Genomic DNA, 12,260 nt, shown 5'->3' with positions numbered 1-12,260 from the left:
CGCTAATCGCGCGCACTGACATGAGCAGCGACAAGAACACATCCGCCCCGAAACCGGCAACCGCAACGCCGCAGGCGATCCGCGGCACGCAGGACATCTTCGGCCCCGACGCCGAGGCTTTCGCCTTCGTGGTCGAGACCTTCGAACGCGTGCGCCGGCTATACCGCTTCCGCCGCGCCGAGATGCCGGTGTTCGAAAAGACTGCAGTGTTCAGCCGCAGCCTGGGCGAGACGACCGATGTCGTTTCCAAGGAAATGTACAGCTTCGAGGATCGCGGCGGCGAATCGCTGACGCTGCGCCCCGAATTCACCGCCGGAATCGCACGCGCCTATCTCACCAACGGCTGGCAGCAACACGCGCCGCTCAAGCTCGCGACGCACGGCCCGCTGTTTCGCTATGAACGCCCGCAAAAGGGCCGCTACCGCCAGTTCCACCAGATCGACGCCGAGATCATCGGTGCGGCGGAACCGCAGGCGGATGTGGAGCTGCTTGTGATGGCCGACCAGATCCTGCGCGAGCTGGGCATATCGGACGGCGTCACGCTCCAACTCAACACGCTGGGCGATGCCCCCAGCCGCGAGGCATGGCGGGCGGCGCTGATCGACTATTTCCGCGCGGTGAAGGGCGAACTCAGCGAAGATTCGCAGGAGCGACTTGAGAAGAACCCGCTGCGCATCCTCGACAGCAAGGACCCGCGCGACAAAGTCTTCACTGCCGACGCGCCGATGATCGACGCGTTCCTTTCGGACGAAGCGAAGGACTTTTTCGGCAAGGTGACCGCCGGGCTGGATGCAGCTGGCGTGGCGTGGACGCGCGCGCCAACGCTGGTGCGGGGGCTCGATTACTACCGCCACACCGCGTTCGAGTTCGTCACCGACCGGCTGGGTGCTCAAGGCACCGTGCTCGGCGGCGGGCGTTATGACGGCCTGATCGAAGCGCTCGGTGGGCCGCACACGCCGGCCGTCGGCTGGGCTGCGGGGATCGAGCGGCTGGCGATGCTGGTGGGGGACAGGGCAGAGGCTGGGCCAGACGTGGCTGTCGTCGCTGAAAACGAAGTGCGCGAGATCGAGGCGCTGGCGCTCGTTGCTGCCATGCGGCGAGCCGGTCTGGCGGCGGAGCTTATTGCCACCGGCAGCCCGCGCAAACGGTTCGATCGCGCCAAGAAGCTGAACCCGGCTGCCCTTGTGTCCCTCGACGTGCGCGATGGGAATAACTGGAAGTCTTTCCGCGCGACGGAAAACGGTTCGCCTGTCGCTGCAAAGGCGGGCGAGGTCTACGACGCTTTCTTCGCGGAGTTGCGGTGAGCGTCTCCGACACCCGCCTTGCCCAGATCGCCTCCCGCTTCGCTGAACTCGAAGCGCGGCTGGCTTCGGGCACATTGGAAGGCCCTGCCTTCGTCACGGCGAGCCGCGACTATGCCGAGCTCGAGCCCGTCGCCCGCGCCGCTGCGCATGTCAGCACGATGCGGGGCGAACTCGCCGCACTCAGCGCCAGCAGCGATCCCGATCCGGAAATGCGGGCGCTGGCCGAAGAGGAAATCGCCCACCTTCGCACCGAACTGCCCGAGGCCGAGCGCGCGCTCGCCATCGCGATGCTGCCGCGTGACAGTGCCGACAGCCGCCCCGCGATGCTCGAAATCCGCGCCGGCACCGGGGGCGACGAGGCCGCGCTGTTCGCCGCCGATCTCTACCGGATGTACGAGCGTTTCGCCGCCGAACAGGGCTGGCGGGTCGAGATGGTCTCCGCCAATGCCAACGAACTGGGCGGCTTCAAGGAAGTCGTCGCCAACGTCGCGGGCACCGGCGTGTTCGCCAAGCTCAAGTACGAAAGCGGCGTGCACCGCGTACAGCGCGTGCCCGTGACGGAAAGCGGCGGGCGCATCCACACCAGCGCCGCGACGGTGGCCGTTCTGCCCGAACCAGACGAAGTCGACGTGCAGATCGAGCCGGGTGACATCAAGATCGACATCTACCGCGCCAGCGGGGCGGGCGGCCAGCATGTCAACACCACCGATTCGGCGGTGCGGCTGACGCACTTGCCCACCGGCCTTGTCGTGATTCAGCAGGACCAGCGCAGCCAGCACAAAAACAAGGACAAGGCGATGCAGGTGCTGCGCACGCGCCTCTATGATCTGCGCCGCGCCGAAGCACACGGGGCGGAAGCCGAGGCGCGCAAGGCCATGGTGGGTTCCGGTGACCGTTCCGAACGCATCCGCACCTACAATTTCCCGCAAGGCCGGGTGACCGATCACCGCATCAACCTGACCCTGCACCGCCTGCCCGAAATCCTCGAAGGCCCGGGCCTGGGCGAACTGATCGACGCGCTCGCCGCCGAGGATCAGGTCAAGCGCCTCGCGGCCCTCGATGCCTGAGGCGCATGCCTGACGTTCGCTCGGCGCTGCGCGATGCCGCCGCACGGCTCGCCGCGACCAGCGATACCGCGCGGCTCGATGCCGAGCTCCTTATGGCCCATGCGCTTGGTGTAAGCCGCACCGAACTGCTGCTGCGGCACCTCCATTGCGGACCTCCAGCGAACTTCACGTCCATTCTGGACCGCCGTCTGCGCCACGAACCGATCGCCTATATCCTTGGCACGCAACCGTTCCATGGCCTCGAGCTTGAGGTCAGCCCCGCGGTGCTGATCCCGCGCGGCGACAGCGAGGCCGTGGTCGAAGTTGCCCGCCTCTTGCGCGAGGGACGCCCGCCGGCGCGCATTCTCGATCTGGGTACCGGTTCGGGTGCGCTGCTGCTGGCGGCCCTGTCGCTCTGGCCCGAGGCGCAGGGGATCGGGCTGGAACGCTCCGCCGCCGCGCGCGAAATCGCCGCGCGCAATGCCGCGCGCAACGACCTCGCCGGACGCGCGCGGATCGTTGCAGGCGACTGGACCCAGCCCGGTTGGACCGCAGGCCTCGACAGGTTCGACCTCGTCCTCGCCAATCCGCCCTATGTGGAAACAGACGCCGAACTTGAGCCTTCGGTGCGCGACCATGAACCGGCCGAGGCGCTGTTTGCAGGGCCGCTGGGCCTTGATGACTACCGCCTGCTGATCCCCGCTTTGCCCGGCATGCTGGCGCCCGGCGGCACCGCCTTGTTCGAGATCGGGGCGACGCAGGGCGAAGCCGTCGTGGCACTGGCCCACGACGCCGGGCTCACCGCCACAGTCCACCCGGACCTTGCTGGGCGGCCCCGCTGCGTCGAAATGACGTAAATTGGGCAAACATTTCGCTTGGCAAGGTGGCGGCGCGTCACTAATCAGATCCGCAGGCAGGGCGACGGATGAAGGCTTCCCGTCCCGGCTTACTCCACCATTTGCATCGATGGCCGGCAAGGCAGGCCGGCAGCGCGCAAATGCTGGGAACCACGAACATACCATATCGTGGTTGAATATGCGCGGCGGCGGGGCTGGCCGGACCGGACCCACGAGTTGCGCCACGTCTGGCCCAGGTTGAACACAACGTTTAACTTGCCTGGGTCAAGGTTGCACCGAAACAGGAAAGTGCCTGACTTGAACAACAATCGTGGTAACAACCGCCGGCGCGGTCGCGGGAACAACAACCGCCCGCAGGGTGGCGGTCAGCAACTCAACCGGATCGATAGCCGCGCGCGGGGCAATGCCCCCCAGATGCTCGAAAAGTATCGCAAGCTGGCGCAGGACGCACACCTGAATGGCGACCGCGTGCAGGCTGAATACTACCTGCAGTTCGCGGATCACTACTTCCGCGTCATCGCCGACAGCCGCCCGCGCACCGACGATCAGCGCCAGCGCCCCAACGGTGAGCGCTGGAACGAAGGCGAAGGCGAAGACGACGGCACCGACTTCTCCATGGACAACGATTTCCCCGCTTTCGACCGCCCGCAAGTCCGGCGTGAGGAAAACCGGGAACCGCGCGAGCCTCGTGAGAATCGCGAGCCCCGCGAAAACCGCGAAAACCGCGAGCCGCGCGAAAACCGTGAGCCGCGCGAGAACCGGGAACCCCGCGAGAACCGGGAGCCTCGCGAAAACCGCGAGCCGCGTGAACCGCGCGAAAATAGGGACCAGCGTGAAAACCGTGAGCCGCGCGAGAACCAGCGCCCTCGTTTCGAGCCGGAAGCCATGCCCGAAGCAATGGTCCGCGCCGATGAAGGCGAGCCGATCGGCGATGCCGCCGAAAATCCCTTCGTGCGCGAAAGCCGTTCGCAGCGCGGTCTGCGCCCCCGCACCGACCGCCGCCCCCGCCGCGAGGCCGAGGAAGCGCCAGTCGCCGCGCTTGATCCGCTGAGCCTGCCGCCCGCCATCGGCGTTCGCGCTTCGGCTGAGCCGGTCGAGGAAGCACCTGCAACGGGGTCGGCACCTGCAGCCGAAGCGCTTGCTGCCGAGGCTCCGGCGCCCAAGCGCCGTGGTCGCCCGCGCAAGAATCCGCTGCCGGAAGCCGCAGAAGGCTGATCGCGGCCAGTCGCAGCGCCTGAACGGGCCTGAGCGGGGTCGCCGCGTGGAAAGATCGGCAAGAGGCTTGATGCCGCTCGCGCTGATCGGCGCAGGTGCCTTGGCCGCGACCGGTTTTCAGCCGCTCGCGCTGTGGCCCTTCACGCTGGCTGCGCTGGCGTTTCTGATCGTCCGGATCGAGCGCGCGCGCTCGGCCCGCCGCGCGGCGCTGGCAGGCTGGCTGTTCGGGCTCGGCTACTTCACGCTCGGCAACAACTGGATCGCAACCGCCTTCACCTATCAGGCGGCGATGCCCGCGTGGCTGGGATGGATCGCGGTCGTGCTGCTGGCAGTCTACCTCGCGGTCTTTCCCGCGCTCGCCGCCTTCCTCGCGGCTTGGCTTGCACGGCGGTGGCAGGCTGCGTTGCTCCCAGCGTTTGCAGGGTTCTGGATCATCACCGAATATCTGCGCGCCACCCTGTTCACCGGGTTTGCGTGGAACCCGCTCGCCATGGCCGCGCTGGGTGGTTTCAGCCGACCCGGTCTTGCCGCCATCGCGCCGTGGACGGGGACATACGCCCTTTCCGGCCTGATCGTGCTGCTAGCCGGATTCTGGCTGCTGGCCTGGCGCACGGCAACGGCAGGGCGCCTGCATGCCGCAGCCATGATGGCCGCAGTTCCCGCCGCGCTGATGCTGCTGCCATTGCATGGCCATGGCGGCGAGGGCCACCTCGGCTACACCCTCGTCCAGCCGAACATCGGGCAGGACACGATCAACGATCCGCGCCTTTACGAAGGCCAGTTCCAGAGTATCGCGCGCCTTTCGCTGCCGCGTACACCGGGCTCGACGCGGATCGTACTGTGGCCCGAAGGCGGCCTGCCCGATTATCTGCGGCCCGGCTATCCGCAGTTTTTCTATGATGCCACGACCTATGCGGCGGACCCGGCGATGGCCCGGGCCCGCATTGGCCGGGTGATCGGCCCGGGCAGCCTGCTGCTGACCGGCGCGACCGATCTCGTGGTGCAAGGCGGCGATGTGACTGCCGCGCGCAATGTCGTCACCGTGCTCGGGTCCGACGGCGCGATCCGGGGCAGCTATGCCAAGGCGCATCTCGTGCCCTATGGCGAATATCTGCCCATGCGCACGTGGCTCGCCCCGCTCGGCCTATCGCGGCTGGTTTCGGGCAGCCTTGATTTCCTCCCCGGACCCGGCCCGCGCACGCTGGAAATGGGCGTGCATGGCAAGGCCGGCCTCCAGATCTGCTACGAGATCGTGTTCTCCGGCGAAGTGGCCGACCGCGCGCACCGGCCTGACTATATCTTCAACCCTTCGAACGACGGCTGGTTCGGCGCATGGGGCCCACCGCAGCATCTGGCGCAGGCGCGGATGCGCGCGATCGAGGAAGGGCTGCCCGTACTGCGCGCCACGACGACCGGAATCAGCGCGGTGATCGATGCCGATGGTGTGGTCCGCCAATTCGTGCCCCGCCTTACCGCCGGGCGGCTCGACGGGCTGGTGCCACCCGCCCACGCCCCCACGCTGTTTGCCCGGCTTGGCAACCGGCTCGCCCTCGCATGGGCGCTGGTATTGCTGGGCGCTGCGCTCGTGGTTGCAAGGCGGCGCAGAGGACGCTAGGGAGGCGACATAAAGGATTCTTTATATCACATAGGAAGCCCCCAATGCGCACCGACTACCTGTTCACGTCCGAAAGCGTTTCCGAAGGCCACCCGGACAAGGTCGCCGACCAGATCAGCGACGGCATCGTGGACCTGTTCCTTTCGAAGGATCCCGAGGCGCGCATCGCCTGCGAGACGCTGACGACGACGCAGCTCGTGGTGCTGGCCGGTGAAATCCGCTGCAAGGGCGTCTACGAAGATGGCGCATGGGCGCCGGGCGCGCAGGAAGAGATCGAGGCGACCGTTCGTGAGACCGTGAAGCGGATCGGCTATGAGCAGGACGGCTTCCACTGGGAGAAGTTCGAGTTCATCAACCGGCTGCACGGCCAGTCGGCGCATATCGCGCAGGGCGTCGATGCTGCCGACAACAAGGACGAGGGCGCAGGCGACCAGGGCATCATGTTCGGCTATGCGACCGACGAGACGCCCGATCTCATGCCGGCGACGCTTTACTACAGCCACAAGATCCTCGAGCGCATGGCTGCCGACCGTCACTCGGGCGCGGCTCCGTTCCTTGAGCCCGATGCCAAGAGCCAGGTCACGCTGCGCTACGAAGGTTCGCTCCCCGTCGCCGCAACCGCCGTCGTCGTCTCCACCCAGCACGCGCCGGGCTATGACGAGGGCGACAAGGAAGCCGAACTCCACGACTACGTGAAGCGCGTGATCGCCGAGGTGATCCCGCCGGTGCTGCTGCGCGAAACCAAGTACTACATCAACCCGACAGGCTCGTTCGAGATCGGCGGCCCCGATGGCGACGCGGGCCTCACCGGCCGCAAGATCATCGTCGATACCTACGGCGGTGCTTCCCCGCACGGCGGCGGCGCGTTCTCGGGCAAGGACCCGACCAAGGTCGATCGCTCGGCTGCCTACATCACGCGCTACCTCGCCAAGAACGTGGTCGCTGCGGGCCTTGCAACGCGCTGCACGATCCAGATCGCCTATGCCATCGGCGTGTCCGAGCCGCTCTCGCTCTATGTCGATACGCACGACACCGGCACGGTGGGCGACAACCTGATCGAGCAGGCCATCCTCGGCAACGCCAAGCTCGGCGGCCTGACCCCGCGCGCGATTCGCACCCACCTCGGCCTCAACAAGCCGATCTACCAGCCGACCGCCGCCTATGGCCACTTCGGCCGCAAGGCGGATGGCGACTTCTTCCCCTGGGAGCGCCTCGATCTGGTGGATGATCTCAAGGCGGCGTTCGCCTGAACCGGTAGCCTGCCATAGGCACGCAGACCGGCCTGAATGAAAGCGCTCCGAAGCATCGCTTCGGAGCGCTTTTCATTTGTGCTGCACCGGATTGACCCGGCTGAGCGCTGACTGCGGTCTTGTTGACGGATCGCTGCGGTGCAGGCAGGTTCGTGGCCGCGTGTCTGATTAAGGAGGCGGCGCCATGACCGAACCGATGAAAGGGTCGATACCTGTAAGCGTCGGTCTCGCGTCCTACCTCAGGATTCCCATTCCCGGCACCAGCGGCCTTGCCATCGAGCTCGATGCGCGCGGGTTCAAGGGCAACTCGACCTGCAGCCTGTTCTTCCACGACAAGACGGGCAAGCGGACGCTGCGGCTTGATTATGGGTATAACAAGAACACGAAATCGGTGAATTACCACTGGAACCAGAAGGGTACGGCAGAAGCTCTGCCCTTCCAGATCAAGAACCATGACCTTGCCGGCCGGAGCGGGGCATTTCTCTACAAGGGCGCGAAGTATTTCAAATACCTCGGCCGAAGCCTGCTCGTCGTCGGCCTCGCCACCGACGGATACTCGATCGTGGTTGCCGATAAGCCGATGCGGCGATCTACCGCAGTTGTCAGCGCATGGGCGTCGGCCTGGGTGGGCTGCCGGGCGGTCGGCGCACTGGGCGCCGGCGCGGGTACGCTGGTCGGGCCGGAGGGCACTGCCATCGGCGGCGTCGGCGGCTGCATCGTTGGCGGCTACGCGGGATACAAGGCGGGCGAGCAGGCAGGCGAGGTCGTCTACGATTGGGCCGAGGACACCGTTTTCCGGCAGATCCCGACAAGTCCGACCCCGTTCGGCCATCATTGATGACCCTGCGGATCGAGCTCTCGACCGCTGAACCGGGCCCTTGTTCGCTCTGGCCGGGAGACCTCCCGGAAGATGGCCCCGCACGAACGCTGATGGTCACGTGGACCATCGATCCGGAGCCCGCGGACGCTGGCGTTCCGGAGCCACTCCAGACGCTGCTGGCGACCTGGCTCGCCGGGCAAGGTCAGGTGGCGTTTCCCGTCCGTCTGGGCCTGCTGGGCCATGTCGAATGGACCGTGGCGACCACGCCCGGCGCAGCCGCTGCCCTGTTCGATATTGCCGATTTCCCATGGTGGACCGGCACCCAGGCAGCGCTGATCGCAGGCGAGGCCCCGGACCCGGGCCTGCTGACGAGGGCCATGACGAAACGCCTGATGGGTGACGCCTGGGTTACTGCGACGGACATGGGCGGATGCCACGCCGTGGTGAGGGCCGGGATCGACGGCGATGCATTATGCATGGCCTTCGCTGATAGGGTGGCGCAGGCCACGGCGGCAGCAGAACTCGCTGACCTTGCCGCGCGAGCCGGAATACCCTGCGCCGGGTAACGCCGGTCCGGCCGCGCCAGAAGCACCGCCGGACCAGCAGCACGGAAGCGCTTACCCGAACATGCCCTTCCTCGGCCCGAGGTAGCCGAACAAGTACGCACCGACCTTGCGCATCTGGATTTCCTCCGCGCCTTCAGTGATGCGATAGCGGCGGTGGTGGCGATAGATATGCTCGAACGGCTTGTGGCGCGAATAGCCGATGCCGCCGTGGACCTGCATCGCGCGGTCCGCCGCTTCGCAGACCAACCGGTTCGCCCAATAATTGCACATCGAGACCTTGTCGGAGAGCTCGCGCTCGATGCGCTTGTGGCCGCCTTCTTCGGCTTCGAGCCGGTCCATTTCCCATGCGGTCTTGCGGATGAGGAGGCGCAGCATTTCACACTGCGTGGCAAGCTCCACCAGCGGGAACTGAATTGCCTGATTGCGCGCCAGCTCCTCTCCGAAGGGCTTGCGCTCCCGCGCATACCGCACCGATTCCTCGATGCAGAACGTGGCTGCGCCGAGCGAGGAGGCCGCCTGCCGGATGCGGTTCTGGTGGACAAAGCTCTGCGCGATGGCGAGGCCGCCGCCCTCCGGTCCGAGCATAGCCGATTCCGGCACCCAGACATTGGTGAGCGAGAGCCGCGGGTGGTCCGTCGGCATGTTGAAGGTCCACATGTACTCCTCGATCACCAGCCCCGGCGAGGGATTGGGCACAAGGAGGCAGGTGATCCCGCGCGCGTTCCCGGGCTCGCCTTCGGTCCGCGCAAAGACCGCGCAGTGGCTGGCGATGTGCATGCCGGTGATCCACATCTTCTCGCCATCGATCCGCCAGCCGGGGACGCCATCGCGCGTCTCGCGCACGGCGCGGGTTTCCATGTGCGTCGCATCGGAGCCGTGGCGCGCCTCGGTAAGGCCGAAAGACACGCGGCGGGTGCGCGCGAAGCCGCCGAGGATGAATTCCTCCTGCTGTTCGGGCGTGCCGAAATGCTCGAACATGTTCACGAACGGGAAGTTGCCGACGATCGAATGCTCGTTCTGCAAATCGTTGTGGAGGCCAAGGCCCTTCTGCGTGAAGTGATCGCGGATCACCGCCATCCACAGGTTCTTGCCATCCTTGCCGCCATACTTCTTGGGCGCGGAAAAACGCCAGTGCCCGGCGGCATCGGCGCGGCGCGTTGCCTCGATCAGCAGGGCTTCCCATTCGTGGCGCGGCAGGCCCTGATCCTCGAAATTGGTACGCGCCCATTCGCGGCGGTGGTCGAAGAAGCGGATGTTGTCGTCCGCTTGTTCGAGCGGCTTGATCTCGGCATCGATGAAGGCGTCGAGTTCGGCGAGGTAATCGACGAGCTCCTGCGGCAGATCGAAGTTCATGTCGTGCTCTCCCAGATGCGGCGCGCTTCGCTGAGCGCAGGGTATTTCGGCATATCGGCGGCCAGCGTATCGAGTGCGCGGCGGCGCAGGGTCGCGAGCAAGCCGGGCTCGGCCAGCGTGGTGCGCCCGGCGAGAATGGCTTCGCACGAGGCCCTGTCGTGCGGGCTGGGCCGACCGGCGAGTTCGCGGCGGACAATGCCGAGCGCGTTCTGCGCAACGGCCAGTTCGAAGCGCTCGCGCCCGGCGGCCATATGCGGCTTGACCGTGGCGGCGAGCCATTCCGAGATGGCCGTGAGGATTTCGGCGGCGCTCGGCTCACCCGCGCAGGCGGGCGGCGGCGGCGGCGCGGGCGGCAAGGGCCGTGCGCGTTCCGCCTCGGGCGCTTCGGCTTCCAGCAGGAGCAGAAGATCGAGGTCCTGTTCCGCCGCCCGCCGCGCCACGACGACGCGCTCGAGCGAGCGGTCTGCACCGCTGCGCCAGCCCTTGCCCATCGAAAGCGCGGAAAGCGCCCACCACACCGTGCGATAGACCAGCCAGAAGCGGAAACGGGCGGGATCGAACATGGTGCCACCGGCAGCTTCGTAGGCGCGGGCAAGGTCCGCGATCTGGCCGAGGCCGAAGCCGCGTTTGTCGAGACGGCCAAAGCGCCAGACGGTCATGCAGCCGAAAGCAAGATCCTCGTGGACATCGCCAAGGTGCGCGAGTTCCCAATCGAGCACGGCAGACAAGCGCCCGCCTTCGACCATGATATTGCCAATGCGCAAATCGCCGTGGAGCACCGCGAGCGGCGCCGGGGGCGGCAGGTTGGCGCGCAGCCAAGCGAGGCCCAGCGCGATGGGCGGCCGGTCGCCTCCGGCTTCTTCGAATTGCGCGGCGAGCGCTTCGACCCCGGCGGCGGGTTCGAGCACCGGGAGGAATGGCAGCGCGGCAGGATCGAGCGCATGGACTCCAGCCATCGCGGCCGCGATCTCGCCCAGCAGGGCAGGCGGCGAGGACAGCGCGTTTTCGGGATCGGGTGAGCCAGGCACGCAGCGCATGATGAAGCCCAGGCCGAGATCGTCTTCGGGGGTAAGTTCGGCGACCACTTCGGGAGCGGGCACGCCGCCCGCACGCGCGCAGCGGATCACAGCGGCTTCCTTGGCCATATCAAGCTGGCGATTGGCCACCCATTCAGCCGAGGGCGCGCGGCGCAGCACGAAGGCTTCACCGCCGATCTCGAAACGCCAGCTCTGCATGTTGGCACCGCCGGATAGCCGGAGCAGGCCGGTGACCATGCCGCGCCAGCCGGCGCGCGTCATCACCTGCTCAAGGCCTTCAGCCAGCCCATCGGCCAAGCCCTGCTGCGCGTCCGCCGCCATCCGCTCCTCTCGCCCGCTCTTCATCGGGCTATTCGCTTTGCTGTTGTTCGCGCCACTATCATTAATCGCGCGATTAATGTCCAGCGTCCGGTTCGGCTCCAGCTTGCGATACGGCAGGCCGCGCGCCACGCGCGACCACCTGTCAACGCGGCACTTGCCACGGAATCACAATCAGTTAGGCTGCTAATGGATCATAAACGGGTTCTGGGCTAAGGGGGAACATGGCTTCCGGTGGCAAGACGATGAGCAAGTGGATCGCGGCTGCACTGTGGTGCGCGGCGCCGCTGCTGCTTGTCGCCGCCCCGGCACAGGCGCGTCCCGGCACCACCCTGCAGAACGCGCGCGATGCCGCGATCGAGCAGCAGGTCTCTGCCATCGTGTCACAAGGACGCGGCCGCATCGGCGTCGCGGCGGTCGATCTCGATGGCGGCGGGCAGATCCTGATCAACGGCGACATGCCCTTTCCGATGGCCAGCACCGCCAAGATTGCCGTGGCTGCCACTTACCTTTCCGGTGTGGAGCAGGGCCGCCTCCGGCTCGACCAGCAGTTTCCGATGATGATGCCGGTGGCCGAATCGGTCGAATCGCGCGGGGCCGTCGCAGCGGTCCGGCCCGGCATGGTGATGTCCGCGCAGAGCCTGATGGAGCTTTCCATCACGCGCAGCGACAACCACGCAACCGATGGGCTGATCGCCGCAGTTGGCGGGATCGGCGCTGTGAATACCTGGCTCAGCCGTATCGGTGTGACAGGCCAGCATCTCGATCACACGATGGCAACGCTGGTGCGCGATGATGGCCGGGTCAATCCGGTGACGACGATCGACACCCGTACGAGCAGCACGCCGCGTGCAATGGTGCAGCTCCTCGCCGCGATCG

Annotated in this window: 11 protein-coding genes; 9 read left to right on the top strand and 2 right to left on the bottom strand. The window is 66.8% G+C overall.

The window, feature by feature from the left end:
- Window positions 1-20 precede the first annotated feature (20 nt).
- The 8 genes from hisS to ACODS2_RS00020 all read left to right on the top strand — a co-directional run bounded on the left by hisS (window position 21) and on the right by ACODS2_RS00020 (window position 8,673).
- Window positions 21-1,304, top strand: coding sequence for a histidine--tRNA ligase (gene hisS / locus ACODS2_RS00055; RefSeq protein WP_488997040.1), 1,284 nt, complete (start codon window positions 21-23; stop codon window positions 1,302-1,304).
- On the top strand, window positions 1,301-2,371 hold the full coding sequence (gene prfA, locus ACODS2_RS00050) for a peptide chain release factor 1 (RefSeq protein WP_488997039.1): 1,071 nt from the start codon (window positions 1,301-1,303) through the stop codon (window positions 2,369-2,371). Before hisS ends, prfA begins: the two co-directional genes overlap by 4 nt.
- Before the next feature lie 5 nt (window positions 2,372-2,376).
- A complete protein-coding gene (gene prmC / locus ACODS2_RS00045; RefSeq protein WP_488997038.1) occupies window positions 2,377-3,207 on the top strand; it encodes a peptide chain release factor N(5)-glutamine methyltransferase in 831 nt (276 codons plus the stop codon).
- A 297-nt stretch (window positions 3,208-3,504) separates the two neighbouring features.
- Window positions 3,505-4,422, top strand: coding sequence for a DUF4167 domain-containing protein (locus tag ACODS2_RS00040; protein ID WP_488997037.1), 918 nt, complete (start codon window positions 3,505-3,507; stop codon window positions 4,420-4,422).
- Between the two features lie 70 nt (window positions 4,423-4,492).
- Complete coding sequence (gene lnt / locus ACODS2_RS00035; RefSeq protein ID WP_488997036.1) at window positions 4,493-6,037, top strand: apolipoprotein N-acyltransferase; 1,545 nt, start codon at window positions 4,493-4,495, stop codon at window positions 6,035-6,037.
- 44 nt (window positions 6,038-6,081) lie between these two features.
- Entirely contained in the window at window positions 6,082-7,287 is a 1,206-nt protein-coding gene (gene metK / locus ACODS2_RS00030; protein WP_298168390.1) for a methionine adenosyltransferase, read from the top strand.
- Window positions 7,288-7,471: 184 nt separating this feature from the next.
- Window positions 7,472-8,125 (top strand): hypothetical protein, encoded by a 654-nt coding sequence (locus tag ACODS2_RS00025; RefSeq protein ID WP_298168392.1) that lies wholly within the window; start codon window positions 7,472-7,474, stop codon window positions 8,123-8,125.
- Complete coding sequence (locus ACODS2_RS00020; protein ID WP_488997035.1) at window positions 8,125-8,673, top strand: hypothetical protein; 549 nt, start codon at window positions 8,125-8,127, stop codon at window positions 8,671-8,673. The genes ACODS2_RS00025 and ACODS2_RS00020 overlap by 1 nt, the downstream gene beginning before the upstream one ends.
- 51 nt (window positions 8,674-8,724) lie before the next feature.
- Here ACODS2_RS00020 and ACODS2_RS00015 read toward each other — a convergent pair whose 3' ends face one another.
- Together ACODS2_RS00015 and ACODS2_RS00010 are read right to left on the bottom strand one after the other, a co-directional pair.
- Window positions 8,725-10,026 carry an acyl-CoA dehydrogenase family protein gene (locus tag ACODS2_RS00015; RefSeq protein ID WP_421836415.1) on the bottom strand — a complete coding sequence of 434 codons (1,302 nt, stop codon included), beginning with the start codon at window positions 10,024-10,026 and terminating at the stop codon, window positions 8,725-8,727.
- Window positions 10,023-11,408, bottom strand: coding sequence for a phosphotransferase family protein (locus ACODS2_RS00010; RefSeq protein ID WP_488997034.1), 1,386 nt, complete (start codon window positions 11,406-11,408; stop codon window positions 10,023-10,025). The genes ACODS2_RS00015 and ACODS2_RS00010 overlap by 4 nt, the downstream gene beginning before the upstream one ends.
- Window positions 11,409-11,605: 197 nt before the next feature.
- Between ACODS2_RS00010 and ACODS2_RS00005 the strand changes: the two genes are divergently transcribed.
- Window positions 11,606-12,260 (top strand): serine hydrolase (locus ACODS2_RS00005; protein WP_488997033.1); only part of this gene is annotated, 655 nt, incomplete at its 3' end.

The sequence above is a fragment of the Novosphingobium sp. FG137 genome (genome assembly GCF_057809735.1).
This window is presented reverse-complemented; position numbering and strand designations above follow the sequence as displayed.